We start from the raw sequence: 21,763 nt of genomic DNA, 5'->3' as shown, positions 1-21,763 counted from the left end.
TGGACCTGCCGTGTGGCGACGATGCCGCCGAGAGATACTGACGAACGACGCGTAACCTCGCGGTAGCGCGCCCACCACGAGCTGAGCAGAGCAGGAGTAGTAGTGACGTACACGATCGCCGAACCCTGCGTCGACATCCTCGACAAGGCATGCATCGAGGAGTGCCCCGTCGACTGCATCTACGAAGGCGACCGGATGCTCTACATCCACCCCGACGAGTGTGTGGACTGCGGCGCCTGTGAGCCGGTGTGTCCGGTGGAAGCCATCTACTACGAGGACGACGTCCCCGATCAGTGGAAGGACTACACCAAGGCCAACGCCGACTTCTTCGACGAGCTCGGATCCCCGGGCGGCGCGTCCAAGGTCGGCAAGGTGAGCGCCGACCCGGAGATGATCAAGAACCTCCCACCCCAGGGCGAGTGACACGCACCGGTCCGCGGCTGCCGGACTTTCCGTGGGACACGCTGGCCGGCGCCAAGGAGCGCGCCCGTGCCCACCCTGACGGGCTGGTCGACCTGTCGGTCGGCACCCCTGTCGACCCGGTCGCGCCGGTGATCTCGGAGGCACTCGGCACGGTCGCCGACGTGCCCGGCTACCCGGCCACACACGGCACCCCCGAGCTGCGCGAGGCGGTCGTGGAGGCGTTGCGCCGCAGGCATTCCGTGCACATTCCGGACCCGGACGCGGTGCTGCCCACGATCGGCTCCAAGGAACTCGTCGCCTGGCTGCCGACGCTGCTCGGCGTGCGCGCCGGCGATCTTGTGGTGATCCCGGAGCTGGCGTACCCGACCTACGAGGTGGGCGCGCGGCTGGCCGGTGCGGAGGTGGCCAGGACCGACGGGTTGACCGCGCTCGGGCCGCGCCGCCCGGCGCTGGTGTGGCTGAACTCGCCGTCCAACCCCACCGGTCGGGTGCTGCCCGTCGAGCACCTGCGCAAGGTCGTGGACTGGGCGCGCGAGCGGGACGCGATCGTGGTGTCCGACGAGTGCTACCTGACGCTCGGGTGGGACGCCGAGCCGGTGTCGGTGCTGCACGAGTCGGTGACCGGCGGGTCGCTGGACGGCGTGCTCGCGGTGCACTCGCTGTCGAAGAGCTCCAGCCTCGCCGGCTACCGCGCGGGGTTCGTGACCGGTGATCCGGCGCTGGTGGCCGAGCTGCTGGCGGTGCGCAAGCACGCCGGGATGATCGTGCCCCGGCCGGTGCAGGCGGCCATCACCGCTGCCATGCGCGACGACGAACACGTTGCGGCACAACGGAAGCGCTACGCCGCGCGGCGCGACTCACTGCTCCCGGCGATCACCTCTGCCGGGTTCGCGATCGACCACTCGGAGGCCGGGCTGTACCTGTGGGCGACCCGCGGCGACGACGCCTGGTCCACTGTGGAGTGGTTCGCCGAGCGCGGCATCCTGGTCGCGCCGGGCACGTTCTACGGCCCGGCCGGCGGCACGCACGTGCGGATCGCGCTCACCGCGACCGATGAGCGCGTCGCGGCCGCGGTGAGCCGTCTGGCCGGCTGATCAACCCCCTGCTGATCGCGAGTCCCGCGCTCAGACACCCCGAGTCCCGCGCTGTGCACCGTGCAGGGCGCGGGACTCACCGGTGCAGGGCGCGGGACTCGCGCGTTTCACGCGGCTAGCTGATCCTGTTGTAGGCGCTCTTGGCCGTACCTCGCAGCGAGATCAGGTTCATCTTGCACATCGCCACCTTGGCGCGCTCCGTGGCACCACCCTGGCCGGTCACCGGCTGCGCGCAGTTTTCCTCGCCGTACTTCTTCGCGGAGTCCTTGATGTGCTCCAGCAGGATGTTGCTGCCCACGATCGCCTTGTAGTCCTCGTCCTGGTAGGCCTCGGTGATCGCCTTCTCCAGGTCGCCGACCCACTGCGCGCACTGGTCGGGCGGCGTCTCCTTGGCGATGCCGCCGCACTGCTCGTGCTCGGTGATCTGCTTGAACCGCTCGCAGAACTTGTCGCACGCGGCCTTCTTCCTCGGGTCCTGGCTGGACCCCGGCATGGTCACCGACGGCCGGGTGCGGCTGGTCGACTCCGGCGCCGGCTCCTCCCCGGGCATCTCCGGCGGCGCCGACTCGACGGGGGTCGTCTGGGCCATGGGCGAGCCCATGCCGTCCTTGGAGTCGTTGCAGCCGGCGAGAAGGGCGATCGAGGCCGCCGCGGTGAGCACCAGCCCGGCACGTCGAAAAGTCTTCATGAGCGCGAACTCTAGAAGGTTCGCCGAGCGGCCACTCGGCGAATGGTCAACTCAGCAGCGCCGTGGCCCGATCGTCGACCTTCGCGACCGCCATGCGCCACCGCCGCCGGCATTCCGTGCGCCGTGCGCGCTCGCGTTCGACCAGCCGGCCGGCCACGAACACCACGTCGGCGTCGATCTCTCCGCCCTGCTCGGAGAGCATCCGGCGCACCTCCTGCTCGCCGACCACCGCGTCCTGGTGATCACCGAGCAGGTCCTGGAACTTCTTGGTCGCGGCGATCAGCTTCTTGACCTTCTTGCCGCCGGAGTCGGCCGCCAGTTCGGCCGCGTAGCGCACCCGCTTTCCCTTGATGCGCAACGCATGCAGGTCGTCGTCCGGCGGATCGTCGGGCAGCGCCGCTGCCGCCTTGACCAGCTTGCGATGCGGCTTGCGCACCACGTCGACCAGTGCCGTCTTCTTGGCGGGTTTGCCGGACTTGCCGGACTCCGGCTCGACGACCGGCACGTCCGAGCGCGCCGCCTCGGCGAGGTCGTGCAGCAGCGCGCGGTACCGGGAGCCGCGCAGCACGCCGAGCATCTTGCGGCGGGCGCGCCTGCGGTCGGTGACCAGACCGGCGAACAGGCGGTCGGCCGCGTGCTGCTCGTCCGGACCGAAGTCGGCGGTCTCCTCGCGCAGCCGGCCGAGCAGCACGTCGAAATCGCGCACCTCGCCGAGCGCGCCGCCGAGCCACTTCAGCTCGGCCCGCAGCTCGTCGGCGTCCGGCACGGTCGAGCCCTCGGCCTTGAGCGCGGCGCGCATCCGGCGCACGGCCACCCGCATCTGGTGCACGTGCTCGGGATCCTGCCCGTCGCGGGCGCCGTCCTCGTGTGCCAGTAACTCGCGAACCTGAGCGTCCAGCCGGGCGCGAACGTGCCAAGCTGGGGAGTCCTCGGCGCGGACATCGCGCGGCGCGGGGTCTAGTCCCAGGTCAACCGGTGTAGGCGGAGCAAGAGTCACGAGATGAATGGTAGGTGAAGGTTAGGTGATCGACGCGTCCGCTCTGCTCGCCGTGGCGGTCGGCGAGGCGCGGCTTGGTCGTGCGGAGGGCGGCATTCCGATCGGCGCCGCGCTGTTCGATTCGGCCGGTACGCTGCTCGGCAGCGGGCACAACCGGCGCGTTCAGGACGACGATCCGTCCACGCACGCGGAGACGGCGGCCTTTCGCGCGGCCGGCCGCCGTCCCACCTATCGGGACACGATCATGGTCACCACGCTGTCGCCGTGCTGGTACTGCAGCGGCCTGGTGCGCCAGTTCCGGATCCCGCACGTGATCGTCGGCGAGGCGCGCACGTTCAGCGGCGGCCACGACTGGCTCGCCGAGCACGGCGTGGAGATCACGATCGTGGACGACGAGGAATGCGTGCGCATGATGTCCGAGTTCGTCGAGGCGCACCCGGACCTGTGGAACGAGGACATCGGCGACTAACCGGCGTCGTAGCTCTCGCGGGCCGCGACGACCTCGGGTGCGTGCGCGGCGATCCAGCGCACGAGCTGCCCCAGCGGGCGGGTCAGGCCGCGGCCGAGATCGGTCAGCGCGTAGCTCACCTTGGGCGGTACGGACGGCTCGACGGTCCGCTCGACCAGGCCGTCGCGCACGAGTACCCGGAGCTTCTGGGACAGCACCTTCTCGCTGATGCCCTCGATCTTGTCGCGCAGCTCGAAGAAGCGCATCGGGCGGTCCCGCAGGGCGGCCAGGATCAGCGTCGACCACCGGCCGGAGATGTCCTCCATGATCGCCCGGCCGACGCATTCACTGTGGAACACGTCACCTTCCCGGGGTGACGCGGTGCCGCTCGCCTGCAGTCCTTCCCGCATGTCAGGAGCTTACCTCACTGTATGCCCTTACAAAATGTAAGCCCTACTCGGTAGCGTTGAGATCACTGGAATTTCGTTGCTGGGAAAGGAGAAACGCATGAGCAGGGGAGTCGCGCTGATCAGCGGGGCCGGTCGCGGGATCGGTGCGGGCACGGCACGGGAGTTGGGCAGGCGCGGGTACCACGTGATCGTCAACTACCTCCGTGACGCCGAGTCCGCCGCCGCGGTGGTCGCCGGCATCGAGGCGGACGGTGGCAGCGCCAGGACGGTGCGTGCCGACGTCCGCGACGGCGAGGCGGTCGCGGCCATGATCGAGGAGGTGCGCCGCGAGCACGGCCGGCTGGACGTGCTGGTGTGCAACGCGAACACCGTGCAGCCGCCGTTCCAGCCGCTGGCTGAGCTGGAGTGGGAACGCTTCGCGGACAAGGTGAACGGCGAACTGGCCGGCGTGTACCACCTCACCCGGCGCGCGTTGGAGATCATGCGGGAGCAGCGCGCGGGGCGGATCGTCTACGTGTCCAGCACGGCGGCCGACATGGTGGGCGGGTCGATCGCGCACTCGACCGCGAAGGCCGCGCTGAACACGTTCGCCCGCCACGTGGCCGGCGACGGCGCCCGGTTCGGCGTCACGGTCAACACCGTGGCTGCCGGCGCGGTGGACACCGACGCCACCGCGGACGTGTTCACCGACGGCATCCGGAGCCACCTGCGGTCTCGGTCGGTGCTCGGCAGGGTGCTGCTGCCCGACGACCTCGGCAAGATCATCGCCACGGTCGCGGACGACGCATTCGGAGCCGCCACCGGCCAGCTGATCAGGGTCGACGGCGGCTTCGACGTGCTCGAGCAGGTCATCGGACTCGCGGGCGAGTTCGAGAGCAGGTGATCAGTCGTTGGCGTGCAGGGCGGCGTTCAGCTCCACACCGACGCCGGCCGCGCGTTCCACGACCTCCACCGCGCCGGTCGCCGTATCGGCCGTGTTAAAGCAATGAGCTACGAAGAATAGAGGACATCATTGATGCTCGGTCTAAAGAAAGGCGTGGGTCAGTGTGTATTGGCCTGCTGGTGCATCCCTGACACGATGTAGACATGGCATCTCGACTGGCTGAGAGATTCGGCTCATCGATAGCTGTTGCGATCTTGGCTGCGATAGGGCTTGCAGGATGCTCGCCTGCAGCAGAGATGCGCCACACGGATGCTCCTACGGGCGGACATCGCTCACCAGCCAAACCGTTAGCTGACCCTCTCATACCTGCAGGTGAGGCGAGTGCAACTTTGCCCGATCTAAAGAAGTCGGACGTATTCAGCGGGGCTCCGGCAGATTCGCTGATCGTCTCGTGGACCTTCGTGCGAATGGACGATGGCGGCCGACGGGTGATTATCAAGCGAGCTGGTTCGTCGCCTTGCTTACAAGAAGCAGGAGTGGTTTTTGGCGAAACCGGCGCTAACGTCACCATAGGTGCCATCGGTAGGAGCTCGAAGGAGCCTTGCCCTCCGGTGCATACTGCGCCCGTTTACAGGTATGTCGATCTAGTAAGCCCGTTGGGGTCTCGCCAGCTGTTGCATACACCGCCTTCGACTTCGAACTAGGCATTGCTCGATCGTTAGCGTCCGTCGTCGACAATGGGTCGTTTAGCACGTTTCGCGAAGGTGGCCGCTGTGCGTCGATCCGGCCACAGGTAGAAGATCAATCGATGTGCGGCACGCTGTTGGCCGCCGAGTCTGGTATTGCTCAGCGCTCTGCCTCACGGTGGGAACCGTGACCACGGGTTAGTCGGCACAGACTTCGGCTGTGGCAGGAATGCATGCTGTGGGTAGGCGCGTAACGAGATTGCCATTCTCAGCGCGCCTACCCACTGTTTGCTGCTGCACTTAACGATGTCGCGAATATTTCGATGTGAATGGACGTCCGGCTCTCGGCGAACGCGATATGTCGAGTCAGTCGTTGGCGTGCAGGGCGGCGTTCAGCTCCACACCGACGCCGCCCGCGCGTTCCACGACCTCCACCGCGCCGGTCGCGGAGTTGCGCCGGAACAGCAGCCCGTTCGACCCGGACAGTTCGAGCGCCTTCACCAGCCGGCCGCCGGACAGTGCCACCTTCGTGCCCGCCGTGACGTACAACCCGGCCTCCACGACGCAGTCGTCGCCGAGCGAGATCCCGATCCCGGCGTTCGCGCCGAGCAGGCAGCGCTCGCCGATCGAGATGGTCTCCTTGCCGCCGCCGGACAGGGTGCCCATGATCGACGCGCCGCCGCCGACGTCGGACCCGTCACCGACCACCACGCCGGCCGAGATCCGACCCTCGACCATCGACGCGCCGAGCGTGCCGGCGTTGTAGTTCACGAACCCCTCGTGCATCACCGTGGTGCCGGTGGCCAGGTGCGCACCAAGCCGCACCCGGTCCGCGTCCGCGATCCGCACGCCGGACGGCGTCACGTAGTCGACCATGCGCGGGAACTTGTCCACGCCGTAGACGGTCACCGCGCCCTTGGCCCGCAGCCGCAGCCTGGTCGCCTCGAAGCCGGAGACGGCACACGGACCGTGGTTGGTCCACACCACGTTGGACAGCAGTCCGAAGACCCCGTCCATGCTCTGCCCGTGCGGCCGCACCAGCCGGGTGGACAGCAGGTGCAGCCGCAGGTACACGTCGTGCGTGTCGGCGGGCGGCTCGGCCAGGTCGTCGATCGAGGTCCGGACGGCGATCACCTCGACGCCACGATCCAGATCCGGCCCGAGCACGGCGGACACGCCCGCGCCGAGCTCGTCGATCGCGTCCTGCTCGGACAGCCGCTGAGTGCCCGGCGCGCGTGCCGCGCCCAGCTTCGGATTCGGGAACCAGGTGTCCAGGACCGTGCCGTCGTCGGTGATCGTGGCCAGTCCGACGCCGTGCGCGCCGGCGGTCTGGTCGGAGTTGACGTCTGCGCTGCTCACGGATGGCTACGGTAGCCGCCCCTGATCAGGAGACGTCGAACCGGGGATCGATCGCGGCCGCGGCCAGGGCCTCTGGCGTGAACGGCAGCTCGCGCAGCGGCGGCTTGCCGGTCTGCTCCCAGGACTTGGCCTGCGCGACGAACACGGCCGTGTCGTCCGCGCGGCGCACCGCGGCCACCTGGTCGATCCGGCTGTCCGCGCTGTCGGTGACCACGCCGACCGAGGCTCCGCCGACCTGGACCACCCGGCACTGGCCGCCGACACCCCAGAACTTCTTGGCCAGCTCGCAGCCGTTTCCGGAGTTCGAGCGGGTGCCGGGGGTGTGCACCTCGGCGAGCAGCCGGCCGACACCGCCGTCCTTGGCCACCGGCAGGTACGACAGGTACGACCAGGTCTCCCGGTCGTTCACCCGGTCCTCGAAGTTGGCCTGGTGATAGGTCAGGCCGGCCGCGTCCGGCGGCGCCGTATGGCCGGGCGGACGCAGCATCGTCAGCACCTCCAGCACCCGCGCGCCCCGGTCGTACTCCGGCCCGGAGCGTGCGGTGCGATCGGTCTGGCCGTTGGGCCACGACGTGCTCGGCTTGGTCGAGCCGGAGCTGGGCCGGCCAGGCGTGGGCGTCGGCGAGACGCTGGTGGGACGGGCGCCGACGCCGATCTGACCGGACGGCTCGCCCGACGACATGCCGGGCAGCACCACCGCGCCCACCGCGATCAGCGCGACCGCGGCGGCGCTCCCGGCGCCGGCCAGCGTGGCCTGCCTGCGCCGGCGGGCCCTGCGCGCCCGCTCGACGACGATCTCCCCGGTCAGCGTGGCCGGCGGTGCCTCACCCGACATCGCCGCGCGCAGCCCGTTGCGCAATTCGTTCTCGTTCATCAGGTCCTCTCAGGAGTACAGAGCCGACGTGGCGGGTGGCACCAATTCGCGCAACTTGTCGAGACCTCGGGCGGCCTGGCTTTTCACCGTGCCGACCGAGCAGTCCATCGCCCGCGCCGTGTCCTCCAGGGACAGGTCCTCCCAATACCGCAGGATCAGCGCTGTTCGTTGCCGTGCCGGCACCTTCGCCAACGCGCGCAGCAGGACGACACGGTCCTCGGCGCTGTCGTGCGTCGTGGTTTCGGAGACTGCCGGCTCGTCGGTGACCCGCTCCCGGCGGAACCACCATCCTCTGCCCCGCCCCCACCCTCTCATCGAAACGCTTCGCGTTGCTGTGTCTCACAAAGCCGGTTGTCGTCGAGGTACGTCCGAACCAGGATCTGCCGGGTGTAGGCGTCCAGGGTGTCGTGCGCCGACACCCGGTCCCATGCCCGATAGAGCTTCAGGAACGCGGTCTGGACGAGATCCTGTGCGCGGCTCCAGTCGCCGCACATCAGGTACGCCGTCCCGCGCATGGTGTTCGCGCGCGAGTCGAAGTACTCGCTGAATGCCCTGTCGCGCTCGTCCATCCGCCCTCCGGTTCGCCCGATCCACCCCTAGTCACGAGTGTGGGGCGTCGCCGGGTTGCACGCCGTTTCCGAGTACGGTCGCGCTGTGACCGCTTCGCTTCACCTGTCCGGTGACCCTGTCGAGTTGACCGCCGCGCTCGTGGACATCCCGAGCGTCTCCCGCGACGAGGACGCGATCGCCGAGTCGGTCGAGCGCGCGCTGCGCGAGCAGGCCGGCCACCTGGAGATCGTCCGGTTCGGCAACGCCGTGCTGGCCAGGACTTCACTCGGCCGGCCGTCGCGGGTGGTGCTCGCCGGGCACCTGGACACCGTGCCGGTCAACGACAACCTGCCGTCCCGCCGCGAGGGCGAGATCATGCACGGGCTGGGCACCGTGGACATGAAGGGCGGCGACGCGGTGATGCTGCACCTCGCCGCGACGATCACCGAGCCGCGCCACGACCTCACGTTCATCTTCTACGACTGCGAGGAGATCGACTACGACAGCAACGGGCTCACCCGCCTCGAACTGGAGCGGCCCGAGTGGCTCGCCGGTGACCTCGCCGTGGTGTGCGAGCCGTCCAACGCCGTGGTCGAGGCCGGCTGTCAGGGCAACATGCGGGTCAAGCTGACCACCACCGGCCGGCGCGCGCACACCGCGCGGGCGTGGATGGGCGTGAACGCGATCCACGCGTTCGCCGACGCGCTGCGCCGCCTCGAGGAGTACACCGCTCGCGAGGTCGACATCGACGGGTGCCGCTACCGCGAGGGCCTGCAGGCGGTGCGGGTCGGCGGCGGTGTGGCCGGCAACGTCGTGCCGGACTCGGCGTGGCTGGAGGTGGGCCACCGGTTCGCGCCGGACCGCACGCCCGCGCAGGCCGAGGAGCACCTGCGGCAGGTGTTCGAGGGTTACGAGCTGGCCGTTGTGGACGTGGCGGCCGGGGCGATGCCGGGGTTGTCCGCGCCCGCCGCGCGGGAGCTGATCGACGCGGCGGGGGGCGAGCCGGTCGCCAAGCTCGGCTGGACCGATGTGGCCCGGTTCGCCGCGCGCGGCATGCCGGCGGTGAACTTCGGGCCGGGCGACCCGACACTGGCGCACACCCAGCAGGAGCACGTGCCGGTGGCGCAGATCCGCCGCTGCGCCGAGGTGCTCAGCGCCTTTCTCGGATGACGATCAGGTGCACCGCGTGTGCCACCGCGAGCACCGTCGTTCCCAGTGCGAGCACGATGATGCCGGCGCCGATCGAGTTCACCTTCCCGGGCAGCGCGTTCTTGTTCTGCAGCAACATCACGCCGCACATGCCGGACGTGATCGCGATCCACGCGGGTAGCCAGATCGTCGTCGCGGGCCGCAGTGTCGCCGCGACCAGGCACCCGACCAGGGCGACGAGCACGAACGTCGCGACGGCGGCGATCGGGTCGTCGTTCACCGTCATCTCCGCCACGGAGTCGATCTCGCGGCGGTCGGTGATCGGCAGGAAGTAGGCCAGCACGGTGACCACCGCCAGCGGCCCGTACAGCCGCGCGTAGCCCTCGGTCATGCTTGCCTCCCCGGGTGGCTCCCGTGCACGACGGCGAGTCCGATCGCGCAGGCCAGCGCAAGGTAGGCGCCGTAGGCCACGGTGTAGCCGTACCTCTCGGTCGCCATGAACTGCACGACGGACAGGGCGGTCAGACCGGCGAGCAGGGCAAGCGCGCCGTGGACCACCGGCGGCCCGACCGCGCCGGCGGCCGTGACCGCCGACAGGCCGACGAGCAGGCAGACCATGGTCAGCACGGCGGCCGGCACCCAGCCGCTTTCCAGCGCGTCGGCGTAGCCCCACAGCGTGTGGGTGTCCGACGGCGACCGTTGCCCACGCAGCCAGGTGGTTCCGGTCGACACCAGCAGGACACACGACAGGGTCCCGCCGGCGCTCAACCGCAGCGCGTTCCGGTGTCGGTCCCTGGCATGGTCCACTTCGTCGACCTTCTCGGTCTCGGTCATGTCCGGCTCCCCGCGCTCGACTCCCACTCGAACCTGAGACGCATGCTCGGCGCGGTCCGCTCCCTGACGATCTCCGACGGCCTAAGCTCGGCGGCGTGACACTTCAACTGGGCGAGGACGAGGAGCACCCGAGGGAGAAGCAGCGCGGCCCGGTCGTGCTGCGCCGGTCCCGGCGGGTCGAGGACACCACCACCGACCAGCGGCTGCTCGACTCGCGCGGTCCGGCCGACTGGGTGCACACCGACCCGTGGCGGGTGCTGCGCATCCAGGCCGAGTTCGTCGAGGGTTTCGGCGCGCTGGCCGAGGTGCCCAAGGCGGTCACCGTGTTCGGGTCCGCCCGCACCGGCCGCGACCACCCCGAGTACCAGCTCGGCCGGGACATCGGTGCTGCGCTGGCCGGGGCCGGCTTCGCGGCGATCACCGGCGGCGGGCCGGGCGCGATGGAGGCGGTCAACCGCGGCTGCTCGGAGGCCGGCGGGCTGTCCATCGGGCTGGGCATCGAGCTGCCGTTCGAGCAGGGCCTCAACCCGTGGGTCGACCTCGGGGTGAACTTCCGGTACTTCTTCACCCGTAAGACGATGTTCATCAAGTACGCGCAGGCGTTCATCTGCCTGCCTGGCGGGTTCGGCACGCTGGACGAGCTGTTCGAGGCGCTCACCCTGGTGCAGACGAAGAAGGTCACCAAGTTCCCGGTGGTTCTCTTTGGAAAGTCCTATTGGGACGGTCTGTACCAGTGGCTGCGCAGTGCGGTGTTCGCCGAGGGCAAGATCGGCGAGAAGGATCTCGCGCTGCTGCACCTGACCGACGACGTGGACGACGCCATCGAGGTGGTCGAGGACGCGTACCGGGCCTGGGGCGACGCGCATTGAGCACCGGGAAGTGGTCGGTGTGCGTCTACTGCGGGTCGAACTCGAACGTGCCGGAGTCCTACCTGCGGCTGGCCGCCGACGTCGGCACGGAGCTGGCGGCGCGCGGCTGGGGGCTGGTCTGGGGCGGCGCGAAGGTGTCGATGATGGGCGAGGTGGCGCGTGCGGCACGGGCGGGTGGCGCGTCGACCTACGGGGTGATCCCGCGTGGGCTGGTCGAGCTGGAGGTGGCCGATCCGGACGCCGGTGAGCTGCGGGTGGTGGAGACCATGCGCGAGCGCAAGGCGCTGATGGACGACGCCGCGGACGCGTTCCTCGCGCTGCCCGGTGGGCTCGGCACCTGCGAGGAGCTGTTCGAGGTGTGGACGTCGGGCTATCTGCGGATGCACGACAAGCCGGTGGTGCTGCTGGACCCGGACGACCACTGGGCGGGCATGGTCACCTGGATCGAGGGCCTGCGTGACCGCGGGTTCGTGCCGCAGGCGGCGCTGGACGCGCTGGCCGTGGTGAGCACGGTGGACGAGGCGCTGGACGCCTGCGCCCCAACCGGGTGATGTCTCATGCGTGAGTGCGCACATCGGCATACCGTGTGGTTATGACCACCACGCATCTCGAACACACCGGACACGATCACAAGCACGGCGACGGCTGTGGGCACGTCGCGGTCCCGCACGGCGATCACGTCGACTACGTGCACGACGGGCACCTGCACCGCGCGCACGACGGGCACTTCGACGAGTGTGAGCCGGCCGGCCACGAGGCGCACGACACGCATCACCACAGGCACGGTGACGGCTGCGGCCACGTCGCGGTCCCGCACGGCGACCACGTCGACTACCTGCACGACGGCCACCGGCACGCATCCCACGGCGACCACTACGACGAGCACTGACCGCCCGACGAGTTACGCGGCGTTGGGGCGCTTGTAGTACTGGTCCACGTACTCCTGGCCGGACAGTTCCATGATCGCGTACATGATCTCGTCGGTGATTGCCCTGCGCACCGGTGGCGTGGAGCCGAGGCCGGAGTAGCGGGAGAAGTCCAGCGGCTCGCCGAACCGCACCTCGATCTTGTGCGGGCGCGGGATCTTCGTGCCGCGCGGCTGCACCTTGTCGGTGCCGATGAGCGCGACCGGGACGACCCGGGCGCCGCCCTCCAGCGCGAGCTGGGCGACACCGGTGCGGCCGCGGTGCAGCTTGCCGTCCAGCGAGCGGGTGCCCTCCGGATGGATCGCGAACGCCTCGCCCCTGGCCAGCACCTCGCCGGCGACGTCCAGCGCGGCGAGCGCGGCCCGGCTGTTGTCCCGCTGCACGGGCACCGCGCCGAGCGCCCGGAACAGCGTCGCGACCAGGCGACCGCGCGGCCCACGCCCTTCGAAGTACTCCGCCTTGGCCAGGAACGCCACCTTGCGGTGCACCATCATGGGGACGACGAAGCTGTCGATCACGGCGAGATGGTTGATGGCCAGAATGACCGGTCCACGCTGCGGAACCCGCTCAGCCCCTGACACGACAGGCCGGAAATACATCCGTGCCAGGAACGGCAGTACGGCACGCAACACCCGGTAGATCACCATGTACCTCCATCGTTCCGCGCTCTACTGTAACTGGGCGGGGCGTTTCGCGACTGTCATAGATCGTGACTATCGTGGAGCGATGCCGGGTCTGCCGGGAACGTCGTGGCACGATCTGGCTTTGTGACGGATCTACAGTTCGGCGGCAAAACGGTGTCGCACGACCGCGCGCTCGTCATGGCGATTGTCAACCGGACCCGGGATTCGTTCTACGACAAGGGGTCCACCTTCGCCGAGCACGCGGCGCCGGCCGCGGTGGACCGAGCGGTCGCCGAGGGTGCGGACATCGTGGACATCGACGGCGTCCGGGCCGGCGCGCGGGGCGAGGTGGTGGATGTCACCGAGGAAATCGCCCGAATGGTGCCGGTGGTGGTCGCCGCCGAGTTCGGCGTCGGGCTGGAGGATCGGGTGGACGGCACGCTCGCGGCCATCTCGGTGGCGGCGTGGGCGGGCGCGACCGTGTTCCGGGCGCACGAGGTGCGCCCGGCCCGGATGGCGCCGGACATGGTGGCCGGTATCGCCGGTACCCGCCCGCCGGCGCGCTGCGTGCGGGTGCTGGCCTGATGCATCGGGCGGCGGCGGCGCACTTCGCGGCGCGGACCTGGCAGAGTCCACAGTGGACTGTGCGGGATCTGCTGCGCGCCAAGGGATCCCGCACGGTCAGCGTCGTGCTGCCCGCGCTGGACGAGGAGGCGACGGTCGGCGGCGTGGTGGCCAGCGTGCGGCCGCTGCTCGGCTCGGTGGTCGACGAGCTGGTGGTGGTCGACTCCGGATCGGCCGACCGCACGGCCGCCGTGGCGGAGGCGGCCGGCGCGCGGGTGGTGCACCGCGGCGACGTGCTGCCCGACCTGAAACCGTTGCCCGGCAAGGGAGAGGTGCTGTGGCGCTCGCTCGCCGCGACCACCGGTGACGTGCTGGTGTTCCTGGACACCGACCTGGTGGACCCGAGCCCGGACTACGTGCCGGCGCTGCTCGGTCCGATCCTGTGCGTGCCCGAGGTGCACCTGGTGAAGGGGTTCTACCGTCGCCCGCTGTCCGACGCGGACAGCGGTGGCGGCCGGGTGACCGAGTTGATGGCGCGCCCGCTGCTGTCGGTGCTGCGGCCCGCGTTGTCCGGTGTGATCCAGCCGCTGGCCGGTGAGTACGCGGGCAGTCGCGAACTGCTGGAGGCGGTGCCGTTCGCCGGCGGGTACGGGGTGGAGATCGGGCTGCTGCTGGACGCGCACACGCATTTCGGGCTGGACGCGATCGCGCAGGTCAACCTGGGGTTGCGGCGGCATCGCAACCGGTCGCTGGCCGATCTCGGGGTGATGGCGCGGCAGGTACTGGCCACCGCGTTGGCGCGCTGCGAGTTGGCGGCGGTGACCGGCGAGCTGACCCAGTTCGTGCAGGTGGCGGGGGAGTGGTTGCCCGACACCACCGACGCCCAGGTGCCCGATCGCCCGCCGATGGCCCAGGTCCTCGGCCGCGTCTAAAGCTTTCGGAAAAGCTATCCGAAAAGCTATCGAGAAAGCTGACCGGAAAGCTTTTGAAATAGCTTTCGTGAAAGCTTTCGGTAAAGCTATGGCGAAAGCTTTCGGATGAGTTCGATCTTGTCGATGGTCGGGTCGTTCGGGTACGGCATGCGGGTGCCGGTGGTCTGGAAGCCGAGGCGCTCGTAGAGCCGCGCGGCCGTCGGGTTGTCCTCGACCACCCAGGTGCGCACGCGCGGGTGACCCTCGGCGCACGCCCAGTCGATCACCGCGCTGATCGTGGCGGATGCGAGCCCGGTGCCACGCGCGCCCGGCGCCGCCCAGACGGAGATCAGCTGCACCTCGCCCGCCTCGAGCATGCCGGCGGCGATCGCCTTCGGCACGCCGTCCACGACACCGAGGAACACCTGGGCGCGGCGGGTCCACTCACGCCAGCGCTCCTCACCGAACGCGCGTTCTCTGTCCACAGTGGACCCGAAGGCGCGCGGTGCGTCGGCCAGCGCGGCCAGCCGGATCTCCCGCAGCGCGGCCCAGTCGTCCTCAGTGATCGCGACGATGTTCACGCCGACAGGGTGCGCGACGGATCGTTTGTGCCGCAACCGGATTCGAGCATCCGCTCGGCGAGCCACGCCTGCCGGTAGTACCCGTCGCGGGCGAGCAACTCCTCGTGCGTGCCATGCTGCGCGATCCGCCCGCCGTCGAGCACCACGATCTCGTCGAACCCGTGCGCCAGCGGGGCGAGCCGATGCGTCACCAGCACGACCGTGTCACTCGCGGCGAGCACGTCAGCCAGGACCGCGTCGGCCATGGCGTGATCCAGCCCTTCGACAGGCTCGTCCAGCAACAGCACGGCCGGCGCGGCGAGCAGCGCGCGGGCCAGTAGCAGCCGCTGCCGCTGGCCGCCGGAGACGGTCGCGCCGGACTCGCCCAGCACCGTGTCCCAGCCGTCGGGCAACGACGCGATCCACTCGTCCAGCCGCACCAGCGCCGCCACCCGGTCCAGATCCTGTTGTGTGGCACCGGGTTTCGCCATCGCGATGTTGTGCCGCACGCTGGTGTGGAACAGGTGCGCGTCGGCCAGCACACCGCAGGCGACCCGCTCCCGCGCCAACCCGTCGAGCAGCGTGGACTTGCCCGAGCCGGTCGGACCGACCACCCCGATGCGCGCCCCCGGTGGCACCTCCAGCCGTACACCCTCCACAGTGGACGGTTCAGCGGACGGCCCGGTCAGCAGTTCGCCCAGCCGTCGCACGCTGGTCGACACCTCCGCCCAGCGCGCCGCCGCCCCGGCCAGCGGGATCGTGGTCTCGATGGCCGCGAGCGCGCCGAGGGCGATCGCCGCCACCACCGGTCCGGGCAGGTCGCGAGCGATGCCGAGCATGATCACGGCCAGGCAGGTCACCGCCTGGACCACGACGGCGCCCGCTCCGAGCACGGCCGTGACCGCCGCCGTGCCGCGCTGCGATCGGGCCAGCCGGCGCACCGTCGTGTCCGCGTCGCGCAGCCGATCCGGCACCGCACCGAACACGGTCAGCTCGGCCGCGCCGTGCACCAGGTCCGCGGTCTGCTCGGCCAGCCTGGCCCGTCCCGGTGCGGTGGCCGCCGCCGTCCGCCGGGCCAGCGCGAGCGAACCGGCCGGCAGCACGACGCAGGTCAGCACCAGTCCGGCGAGCACGACGGCCGCGACGAGCGGATCGGCGAAGGCGGCCGCGACACCCGCCGTCAGCGTCACGGTGAGCCCGACCGCCATCGGGATCGCGCACCGCAGCACCGCGTCCTGCGTCGCGTCCACATCGGACACCACGCGGGTGAGCAGGTCGGCGTCGCGCGCCGCCGTCCGCCGGGCCAGCAGCGTGTCGTACACCCGTCCGCGCAGCTCGCCGACACAGCGCAGCACGGCGGAGTGCCCGGCGAGCCGCTCGGCGTAGCGCAGCCCGCCGCGGCCGATCGCCAGCGTGCGCACCGCCACGATCGCCACGGTCAGCGCGCCGATCGGCGGCATCTCGGCGGCCCTGGCGATCAGCCACGCGGCGGTCGCGGTGAGTGTCACGCCGGCAAGTTCGGCGGCGGCCGAGGTGAGCCCGGCGCCCAGCAGCGCGGCCCGGCGCGCGCCGAACACTGTCCACAGTGGACTCATGCGGTCCGCCCCTCGTGCACCCGCACCACTCGATGCGCCCCGGCGAGCAGGGCCGGCCGGTGCGCCACGGCGATCGAGGTCCGGCCGGCGGTGAGCCTGCGCCACCCGGACAGCACCGCGTGCTCGGTGCGCACATCCAGCCTGGCGGTCGGCTCGTCCAGCAGCGCGATCGGCGAGTCGGTCCGCAACAGTGCCCTGGCCAGTGCCACCCGCTGGCGTTCCCCGCTGGACAACCCGCTGCCGCGCTCGTCCAGCGCGCTGTCTCCCCGTGCGGCGAACACGCGGTCGAGCCCGGCCGCGTGGGCGGCGGCGCGCACCTCGTCGTCGGTCGCGTCCGGGCGGGACAGCCGCACGTTGTCGGCCAGCGACCCGGCGAACAGCCACGGCCGCTGCGGCACCCAGGACAGTTGGGTGCGCCACCAGTCCAGGTCGATGTCGCGCAGGTCGACACCGTCCACCGTGACCTGACCCTCGTCCGGTTCGACCAGCCCGAGCAGCAGACCGATCAGCGTGCTCTTGCCGGCGCCGCTCGGCCCGACCAGCACCACGCGTTCGCCGGGGCGCACGGTCAGGCTCACCCCGTTCAGGGCAGGCTCGGGGCGCGAGGGGTAGCGAACGGTCACCTTCTCGAAGCGAATGACCGCCGTTCGGGCGTCGACGCGCTTTCCCTTGTGCGGCACCGAGATCGGCTCCAGGTCGATCGCGCGGCGCAGCACGGCCAGCCCTTCGGCGCTCGCGTGGAACCGGGCGCCGGCCGCGCGCAGCGGCAGGTACGCCTCCGGCGCGAGCAGCAGCACCAACAGCGCCGTCAGCAGCGTCACGCCGCCGGTCAGCAGCCGCAGCCCGACCGGCACCGCCACCAGTGCCACCGACAGCGTCGCCACCAGTTCGAGCACCAGCGCGGACAGGAACGCCACCCGCAGCGTGCCCATGGTCGCCGAGGCGTGTTCGCCGGCCATCCGGCGCACCGTGTCCGACTGTGCCCGCGCCCGGCCGTGCAGCATCAGCGTGCGCAAACCCCGTGCCACGTCGAGGAAGTGACCGCCCAGCCGGGACAGCAGCGCGTACTGCCGCTCGGTGCGCCGCCGGGTGTGCGCGCCGACCAGCGCGGCGAACAGTGGCACCAGCGGCAGCGTCAGGGCGATGATCAACGCGGACGGCCAGTCCACGAAGAACAGCCGCGCCACGACCGCCAGCGGCACGGTGACCGACACCAGCACGGTCGGCAGGTAGCCGGCGACGTACGGCTCGATCGCGTCCACACCTCGGGTGACCAGCGTGGACACCTCGCCGGACGGCGCGCCGCCCGGAGCCGCGGCCGATCGCAGCACCCGTGAGCGCACGTCCGCCTGCACCCTGGCGGCCACCCGCGAGGCGAGATTTCCCTGCCACCACAAGGAGATCGCGCGCACGGCGAGCACCGCGGCGGCGAGCGCGAACAGCGTCCAGGAAGCACCGCCGGACAGCAGCCGGGCCAGCACCTCGGCCTGCGCCAGCACCAGCACCGCCGTGAGGCTCGCGAAGATCGCGAGTGTGCCGAGGTAGCGCCGCAACCGCGGGAACTCGTGCAACAGCACCTTGTCGATCACGGCGGCCTACCAGAACAGCGGCGTGCGCTCATCGACCTTGCGGCGGTTGCCCCACCACACCGTCCACTGCAGCAGCAACACCAGCGGGATCACCGCCAGCGCGACCCAGCCGAGCACGTCCAGCGTCGCCCCGCCGGCCACGCCCTGCTCGACGGTGAGCACCTTCGAGTCCACTGTGGACGTCAGCAGGTTCGGGTAGCGGGCGGCCAGCAGCAGCGGCATCAGCAGCGCGCACACCGTCGTGGTGCAGGCGAACGCGATCCGGGGCCGATACCGGGCGAGTGACGAACTCGCCGTCATCAGCAGCGCGGCGAACACGGCGGCGCCGCCGATCGCCAGCCACGGCCGCGTCACGGCAGCGCCGACCTCGTCGGACAGCATGCCGCCCACCCCGGCGGCCACCACGAACAGCACCGCGGGCCCGGCGCACGCGCGGCCGGCGCGGCGGGCTCGTTCGGCCAGCTTGCCCGCCGTGCGCATCGCGATGAAGGCCGCGCCGTGCAGCCCGAACAGCGCCACGAACCCGACGCCCCAGGTGATCGCGTACGGCGAGAACAGGTCCAACACGTCACCCGCCGGCCGGCCGTTCTCCAGCGGCAGGCCGCGCACCAGGTTGCCCAGCAGCAGCCCCCAGCCGGCGACGGTCACCGCCGCGCCGCCGGTCACCAGCGTGTCCCAGACGCGACGCCGCGCACCGTCGCGGCGGCTACGCAGTTGGAACGCGGCGGTGAAGGTGATCAACCCGACGAGGATCGCCACAACGATCGGGTACGCGCCGGAGAGCAGTTCGCCCTCCCAGCGCGGGAACGCGCCGATCATCAGCCCGATCGCGGCGACCAGCCACACCTCGTTGCCGAGGAAGAACGGGCCGACCGTGCCGAGCACCCGCCGCCGCTCCGGCTCGTCGGTGCCCAGCGTGCGGTAGAGCAACCCGGTCCCGTAGTCGAATCCGGCGAGCGCGAAGTACCCGGCGAACAGCATCGCGATGACGACCAGCAACAGCGTGTCCATGTGCAATCCCCTTACAGCGCAACGGGTTCAGGTGTGACGGGACGTGGTGGCAGTGCTGCCTCGGCCGGCGCGGGCCCCCGGCGGGCGACCCGGGCGATCAGCACCCAGTCGGCGACCGCGAGCGCCGCGAACAGCGCCGTGAACACGACGAGGGACACCCACATCGACCCGACCGAGACGTGGCTCGCCGCGTCCTCGGTGCGCAGCAGCCCGTACACCAGCCACGGCTGGCGGCCGACCTCGCGGAACAACCAGCCGGAGATCGCCGCGACGAACGGGATCGGGATCATGACCACCAGCAGCCGCAACGGCAGCCGGCGGCGGAACAGCCATCCCCGGAACAGCATCAGCACCATCGCGAACAGGGCCAGGGTGAGCAGGAAGCCGAACTCGATCATCTGGCCGAACAGCCCGTTCGCCCACTCGGGCGTGATGTAGTCACCGGGGCCGTACCTCGCGACCAGTTCGGCCTGCGCGGCGGCCGCGGCATCGCCGCCCTCGCTCACCTTGCCGGGCTGGAGTTCGTCGATCGTGGAGAACTGCGCGAAGCCGAAGCCGATCAGCACCGGCGCGGCGATCGCCGCGGTCACCAGACCGAGGCGCAGTGAGCGCTGGAAGAACTCGACTTCGGTGGTGCGCCGCAGGAAGTGCAGCGCGCTGATGCCGGCCATGAACACCCCACCGGTCACCAGCGCGCCGGCGACCACGTGCAGCAGCGCGTCGCCGAACATCGGGTTGGACAGCAGCGCGCCGAAGTCGGTCAGCCGCACTGTGGCGTCGCCGCCGTCGCCGATGACTTCGTAGCCGACCGGGTTCTGCATGAACGCGTTGGCCACCATGATCCAGAACGCGGAGGCGTACGCGGTGAGCGCGGTGAGCCAGATCAGCGCCAGGTGCAGCCACTTGTTCAGCCGGCCCCAGCCGAAGATCCACAGCCCGAGGAACGTCGACTCGAGGAAGAACGCCACCAGCGTCTCGATGGCCAGCGGCGCGCCGAACACGTCGCCGACCACGGTGGCCAGCCCACTCCAGTTCATGCCGAACTGGAACTCCATGACGATCCCGGTCGCGATGCCGAGCGCGTAGTTGATCACGTACAGGTGGCCCCAGAAGCGGGTCATCCTGCTGAGAGTTTCCCGCCTGTTCTCGTTGCCGGACAACGTGTATCGCGTCTGCGTGATCGCGACCAGGGTGACCAGTCCGAGCGTCAGCATCACGAACAGGAAGTGGAACGAGGTGGTCGTGGCGAACTGGATTCGCGCGAGATCAACGGCGTCACTCATGGTGTGGCCTTTGCTTGATGCGTTGTACGGCGATAGGTAGCTAACCTACATGTAGCGGCGGAACGCAATCAGGGACAACCCTGAGATCGGAAATCAGGGGCGTCACGGACGACTCGCGAGTCCAGGACAAGTAGGGTGGCTACTCATGAAGGCGGATGCGCTGCGCGGCCATCTCGACGCGCTCCTGCTCGCCACGCTGGACGGCGGCAAGCTGCACGGCTACGCGATCATCGAGGCGCTGCAGCTGCGCAGCGGCGGCGCGCTCGACCTGCCGACCGGCACCGTGTACCCGGCGCTGCGCCGGCTCGAACGCGCGGGATACGTGGCCAGCGAGTGGAGCACGGTCGGCGGCCGCAAGCGCCGCACCTACCGGCTCACCGCGACCGGTGAGCGCTCGCTCGCCAAGGAACGCACCGCGTGGCGGGAGTTCACCACGGCGATCGACGGCGTTCTCGGAGGTGGGCCATGGCCGTCCCCGACATAAGCAGGGGCGTGAACAGGGGCATGACCGGGCACGACATCGACGACTATCTCGCCGAGTTGGACGGGCGGCTGCGCGGGCCGGCGTCGATCAAGGCCGACCTGCTCACCGAGGCGCGCGACGGACTGGTCGACGCGGCCGAGGCGTACGCCTCCTCCGGCAAACCCGAGGCCGAGGCGCGGCGGCTCGCGGTCGCCGACTTCGGGCCGGTGGACCAGATCGCCAGGGAGTACCAGGCCGAGCTGGGCGTGGCGCACAGCCTGCGCACGCTGCGCACCGTGTTGCTGGTGCCGCTCGCGATGAACCTGTTCTGGGAGCTGAACCGCCAGCTCTGGCTCGGCTCGTGGTCCAACATGAACTGGACGGCGCCGGACTGGTTCCTGGTGATCGCGCGGTTCAACGACGTGGCGGTGTGGATGATCACCGGGCTGGCGCTGCTCGGGCTGATCGCGTCCCGGTACATGACGCGCACCTCGGTCGAACCGTGGCGAGTGGGCCGGCACGGCGGGATCATCGCCATGCTCGCCGCGACCGTGCACCTGGCCGCGCTGCTGGCCATGGTCGCCGGCTCGGCCGCGTTCGGGTTCGGCGTCACGGTGACGCCCTTCCCACTGCTGCTGGCGAGCCTCACCGCACTGGTCGTCGCGGTGCGGCTGGTCCTGCTGGCGAGGCGCTCGCTGTCACTGTGCCTGGTGTGATCACCGGACGTCGCCCTCGGCGAGATGGACGCGCCCATATTCGCAACACCCTTCACGTATTTCGCGTCGCCCGACCTGTGGCTGACCTGCGCCTTTGCTGCGGCCAAGGGACTTTAGCGGGCTAAAGTACGCCGAACATGAATGGAGCGATCGCTAAGTTTCGGACATCGGGGCGTGGGGCGGGGCCGGCCGATCGCGGCGACGCTCGACAACGCCCCGGCGGCCGGACATGCTGTGCGGGTTGTCCGGAGCCTGGGGG

General features: G+C 70.4%; 26 protein-coding genes and 1 pseudogene. 12 read left to right on the top strand and 15 right to left on the bottom strand.

Annotated elements, in window-relative coordinates; all coding sequences use genetic code 11:
* Positions 1-102 precede the first annotated feature (102 nt).
* Positions 103-423: a ferredoxin gene (gene fdxA, locus EV193_RS01045; RefSeq protein ID WP_130342032.1), complete on the top strand. Its 321-nt coding sequence runs from the start codon at positions 103-105 to the stop codon at positions 421-423.
* Positions 420-1,517, top strand: coding sequence for a succinyldiaminopimelate transaminase (gene dapC / locus EV193_RS01040; RefSeq protein WP_130342031.1), 1,098 nt, complete (start codon positions 420-422; stop codon positions 1,515-1,517). The genes fdxA and dapC overlap by 4 nt, the downstream gene beginning before the upstream one ends.
* A 115-nt stretch (positions 1,518-1,632) precedes the next feature.
* Here dapC and EV193_RS01035 read toward each other — a convergent pair whose 3' ends face one another.
* Entirely contained in the window at positions 1,633-2,205 is a 573-nt protein-coding gene (locus EV193_RS01035; RefSeq protein ID WP_130342030.1) for a hypothetical protein, read from the bottom strand.
* A 46-nt stretch (positions 2,206-2,251) separates the two neighbouring features.
* Complete coding sequence (locus EV193_RS01030) at positions 2,252-3,202, bottom strand: CHAD domain-containing protein (protein ID WP_242613077.1); 951 nt, start codon at positions 3,200-3,202, stop codon at positions 2,252-2,254.
* Between the two features lie 25 nt (positions 3,203-3,227).
* Here EV193_RS01030 and EV193_RS01025 point away from each other — a divergent pair, with 25 nt between their 5' ends.
* Positions 3,228-3,671 (top strand): nucleoside deaminase, encoded by a 444-nt coding sequence (locus tag EV193_RS01025; RefSeq protein WP_130342028.1) that lies wholly within the window; start codon positions 3,228-3,230, stop codon positions 3,669-3,671.
* On the opposite strand, the gene EV193_RS01020 is transcribed toward EV193_RS01025, so the two are convergent.
* The gene (locus EV193_RS01020) at positions 3,668-4,060 is read right to left on the bottom strand and encodes a winged helix-turn-helix transcriptional regulator (protein WP_130342027.1); all 393 of its coding nucleotides are present in this window, start codon (positions 4,058-4,060) and stop codon (positions 3,668-3,670) included. The genes EV193_RS01025 and EV193_RS01020 overlap by 4 nt on opposite strands.
* A 97-nt stretch (positions 4,061-4,157) precedes the next feature.
* On the opposite strand from EV193_RS01020, the gene EV193_RS01015 reads away from it, so the two are divergent.
* Positions 4,158-4,943, top strand: coding sequence for an SDR family oxidoreductase (locus tag EV193_RS01015; protein WP_130342026.1), 786 nt, complete (start codon positions 4,158-4,160; stop codon positions 4,941-4,943).
* A gap of 1,052 nt (positions 4,944-5,995) precedes the next feature.
* Here the strand turns inward: EV193_RS01015 and dapD are convergent.
* The 4 genes from dapD to EV193_RS34655 are packed head-to-tail and all read right to left on the bottom strand — an operon-like array spanning position 5,996 to position 8,431.
* Positions 5,996-6,988 carry a 2,3,4,5-tetrahydropyridine-2,6-dicarboxylate N-succinyltransferase gene (gene dapD / locus EV193_RS01010; RefSeq protein WP_130342025.1) on the bottom strand — a complete coding sequence of 331 codons (993 nt, stop codon included), beginning with the start codon at positions 6,986-6,988 and terminating at the stop codon, positions 5,996-5,998.
* Between the two features lie 25 nt (positions 6,989-7,013).
* On the bottom strand, positions 7,014-7,862 hold the full coding sequence (locus EV193_RS01005; RefSeq protein WP_130342024.1) for a hypothetical protein: 849 nt from the start codon (positions 7,860-7,862) through the stop codon (positions 7,014-7,016).
* Between the two features lie 9 nt (positions 7,863-7,871).
* Positions 7,872-8,177 (bottom strand): sigma-70 family RNA polymerase sigma factor, encoded by a 306-nt coding sequence (locus tag EV193_RS34660; protein ID WP_423202117.1) that lies wholly within the window; start codon positions 8,175-8,177, stop codon positions 7,872-7,874.
* Positions 8,174-8,431: a sigma factor gene (locus EV193_RS34655; protein ID WP_423202116.1), complete on the bottom strand. Its 258-nt coding sequence runs from the start codon at positions 8,429-8,431 to the stop codon at positions 8,174-8,176. Before EV193_RS34655 ends, EV193_RS34660 begins: the two co-directional genes overlap by 4 nt.
* An 85-nt stretch (positions 8,432-8,516) precedes the next feature.
* Here EV193_RS34655 and dapE point away from each other — a divergent pair, with 85 nt between their 5' ends.
* Positions 8,517-9,581 carry a succinyl-diaminopimelate desuccinylase gene (dapE, locus tag EV193_RS00995; protein ID WP_130342023.1) on the top strand — a complete coding sequence of 355 codons (1,065 nt, stop codon included), beginning with the start codon at positions 8,517-8,519 and terminating at the stop codon, positions 9,579-9,581.
* On the opposite strand, the gene EV193_RS00990 is transcribed toward dapE, so the two are convergent.
* Complete coding sequence (locus EV193_RS00990) at positions 9,562-9,951, bottom strand: hypothetical protein (protein WP_130342022.1); 390 nt, start codon at positions 9,949-9,951, stop codon at positions 9,562-9,564. The two genes, dapE and EV193_RS00990, sit on opposite strands and share 20 nt — an antisense overlap.
* Positions 9,948-10,394, bottom strand: a complete 447-nt coding sequence (locus EV193_RS00985; protein ID WP_130342021.1) for a hypothetical protein — start codon at positions 10,392-10,394, stop codon at positions 9,948-9,950. The genes EV193_RS00990 and EV193_RS00985 overlap by 4 nt, the downstream gene beginning before the upstream one ends.
* 95 nt (positions 10,395-10,489) lie before the next feature.
* Here EV193_RS00985 and EV193_RS00980 point away from each other — a divergent pair, with 95 nt between their 5' ends.
* From EV193_RS00980 to EV193_RS00970, 3 genes are read left to right on the top strand one after another with little or no spacing between them, the layout of a single operon-like run.
* Positions 10,490-11,263, top strand: coding sequence for an LOG family protein (locus EV193_RS00980; protein WP_130342020.1), 774 nt, complete (start codon positions 10,490-10,492; stop codon positions 11,261-11,263).
* A complete protein-coding gene (locus EV193_RS00975; RefSeq protein ID WP_242613076.1) occupies positions 11,260-11,814 on the top strand; it encodes an LOG family protein in 555 nt (184 codons plus the stop codon). Before EV193_RS00980 ends, EV193_RS00975 begins: the two co-directional genes overlap by 4 nt.
* Positions 11,815-11,855: 41 nt before the next feature.
* The gene (locus EV193_RS00970) at positions 11,856-12,152 is read left to right on the top strand and encodes a hypothetical protein (protein ID WP_130342019.1); all 297 of its coding nucleotides are present in this window, start codon (positions 11,856-11,858) and stop codon (positions 12,150-12,152) included.
* Between the two features lie 12 nt (positions 12,153-12,164).
* Here EV193_RS00970 and EV193_RS00965 read toward each other — a convergent pair whose 3' ends face one another.
* Positions 12,165-12,833, bottom strand: coding sequence for a lysophospholipid acyltransferase family protein (locus EV193_RS00965; RefSeq protein WP_130342830.1), 669 nt, complete (start codon positions 12,831-12,833; stop codon positions 12,165-12,167).
* A 177-nt stretch (positions 12,834-13,010) separates the two neighbouring features.
* Here EV193_RS00965 and EV193_RS34870 point away from each other — a divergent pair.
* Positions 13,011-13,205: pseudogene (locus EV193_RS34870) on the top strand (dihydropteroate synthase); the annotation flags it as partial.
* Between the two features lie 191 nt (positions 13,206-13,396).
* The gene (locus tag EV193_RS00955; RefSeq protein WP_130342018.1) at positions 13,397-14,308 is read left to right on the top strand and encodes a glucosyl-3-phosphoglycerate synthase; all 912 of its coding nucleotides are present in this window, start codon (positions 13,397-13,399) and stop codon (positions 14,306-14,308) included.
* Between the two features lie 86 nt (positions 14,309-14,394).
* Here EV193_RS00955 and EV193_RS00950 read toward each other — a convergent pair whose 3' ends face one another.
* Genes EV193_RS00950 through EV193_RS00930 form a run of 5 tightly spaced genes read right to left on the bottom strand, consistent with a single transcriptional unit; the run spans position 14,395 to position 20,325 of the window.
* Positions 14,395-14,868 carry a GNAT family N-acetyltransferase gene (locus tag EV193_RS00950; RefSeq protein ID WP_165401163.1) on the bottom strand — a complete coding sequence of 158 codons (474 nt, stop codon included), beginning with the start codon at positions 14,866-14,868 and terminating at the stop codon, positions 14,395-14,397.
* Complete coding sequence (locus tag EV193_RS00945) at positions 14,865-16,442, bottom strand: amino acid ABC transporter ATP-binding/permease protein (protein ID WP_130342016.1); 1,578 nt, start codon at positions 16,440-16,442, stop codon at positions 14,865-14,867. Before EV193_RS00945 ends, EV193_RS00950 begins: the two co-directional genes overlap by 4 nt.
* Positions 16,439-18,031, bottom strand: coding sequence for a thiol reductant ABC exporter subunit CydD (gene cydD, locus EV193_RS00940; protein ID WP_130342015.1), 1,593 nt, complete (start codon positions 18,029-18,031; stop codon positions 16,439-16,441). Before cydD ends, EV193_RS00945 begins: the two co-directional genes overlap by 4 nt.
* A gap of 6 nt (positions 18,032-18,037) precedes the next feature.
* Positions 18,038-19,042 (bottom strand): cytochrome d ubiquinol oxidase subunit II, encoded by a 1,005-nt coding sequence (gene cydB / locus EV193_RS00935; protein WP_130342014.1) that lies wholly within the window; start codon positions 19,040-19,042, stop codon positions 18,038-18,040.
* Between the two features lie 11 nt (positions 19,043-19,053).
* Complete coding sequence (locus EV193_RS00930; protein ID WP_130342013.1) at positions 19,054-20,325, bottom strand: cytochrome ubiquinol oxidase subunit I; 1,272 nt, start codon at positions 20,323-20,325, stop codon at positions 19,054-19,056.
* 145 nt (positions 20,326-20,470) lie between these two features.
* Here EV193_RS00930 and EV193_RS00925 point away from each other — a divergent pair, with 145 nt between their 5' ends.
* Together EV193_RS00925 and EV193_RS00920 are read left to right on the top strand one after the other, a co-directional pair.
* Positions 20,471-20,809 carry a helix-turn-helix transcriptional regulator gene (locus EV193_RS00925; protein ID WP_130342012.1) on the top strand — a complete coding sequence of 113 codons (339 nt, stop codon included), beginning with the start codon at positions 20,471-20,473 and terminating at the stop codon, positions 20,807-20,809.
* Positions 20,791-21,504, top strand: coding sequence for a permease prefix domain 1-containing protein (locus EV193_RS00920; RefSeq protein WP_130342011.1), 714 nt, complete (start codon positions 20,791-20,793; stop codon positions 21,502-21,504). Before EV193_RS00925 ends, EV193_RS00920 begins: the two co-directional genes overlap by 19 nt.
* The last annotated feature ends 259 nt before the right edge of the window (positions 21,505-21,763 follow it).

Origin of the sequence: Herbihabitans rhizosphaerae (genome assembly GCF_004216555.1) — a bacterium.
GTDB lineage: Bacteria > Actinomycetota > Actinomycetes > Mycobacteriales > Pseudonocardiaceae > Herbihabitans > Herbihabitans rhizosphaerae.
Note: the sequence above shows the minus strand (reverse complement) of the source record. Positions and strands in the feature narration are given on the sequence as shown.

What these genes read in the sequence shown, in the direction of transcription:
- EV193_RS01035 (WP_130342030.1), bottom strand. Translation starts at nt 2,205, where the DNA reads ATGAAGACTTTTCGACGTGCCGGGCTGGTGCTCACCGCGGCGGCCTCG.
- EV193_RS01020 (WP_130342027.1), bottom strand. Translation starts at nt 4,060, where the DNA reads ATGCGGGAAGGACTGCAGGCGAGCGGCACCGCGTCACCCCGGGAAGGT.
- EV193_RS01015 (WP_130342026.1), top strand. Translation starts at nt 4,158, where the DNA reads ATGAGCAGGGGAGTCGCGCTGATCAGCGGGGCCGGTCGCGGGATCGGT.
- EV193_RS01005 (WP_130342024.1), bottom strand. Translation starts at nt 7,862, where the DNA reads ATGAACGAGAACGAATTGCGCAACGGGCTGCGCGCGGCGATGTCGGGT.
- EV193_RS34660 (WP_423202117.1), bottom strand. Translation starts at nt 8,177, where the DNA reads ATGAGAGGGTGGGGGCGGGGCAGAGGATGGTGGTTCCGCCGGGAGCGG.
- EV193_RS34655 (WP_423202116.1), bottom strand. Translation starts at nt 8,431, where the DNA reads ATGGACGAGCGCGACAGGGCATTCAGCGAGTACTTCGACTCGCGCGCG.
- EV193_RS00990 (WP_130342022.1), bottom strand. Translation starts at nt 9,951, where the DNA reads ATGACCGAGGGCTACGCGCGGCTGTACGGGCCGCTGGCGGTGGTCACC.
- EV193_RS00985 (WP_130342021.1), bottom strand. Translation starts at nt 10,394, where the DNA reads ATGACCGAGACCGAGAAGGTCGACGAAGTGGACCATGCCAGGGACCGA.
- EV193_RS00970 (WP_130342019.1), top strand. Translation starts at nt 11,856, where the DNA reads ATGACCACCACGCATCTCGAACACACCGGACACGATCACAAGCACGGC.
- EV193_RS00955 (WP_130342018.1), top strand. Translation starts at nt 13,397, where the DNA reads ATGCATCGGGCGGCGGCGGCGCACTTCGCGGCGCGGACCTGGCAGAGT.
- EV193_RS00945 (WP_130342016.1), bottom strand. Translation starts at nt 16,442, where the DNA reads ATGAGTCCACTGTGGACAGTGTTCGGCGCGCGCCGGGCCGCGCTGCTG.
- cydB (WP_130342014.1), bottom strand. Translation starts at nt 19,042, where the DNA reads ATGGACACGCTGTTGCTGGTCGTCATCGCGATGCTGTTCGCCGGGTAC.
- EV193_RS00930 (WP_130342013.1), bottom strand. Translation starts at nt 20,325, where the DNA reads ATGAGTGACGCCGTTGATCTCGCGCGAATCCAGTTCGCCACGACCACC.
- EV193_RS00925 (WP_130342012.1), top strand. Translation starts at nt 20,471, where the DNA reads ATGAAGGCGGATGCGCTGCGCGGCCATCTCGACGCGCTCCTGCTCGCC.
- EV193_RS00920 (WP_130342011.1), top strand. Translation starts at nt 20,791, where the DNA reads ATGGCCGTCCCCGACATAAGCAGGGGCGTGAACAGGGGCATGACCGGG.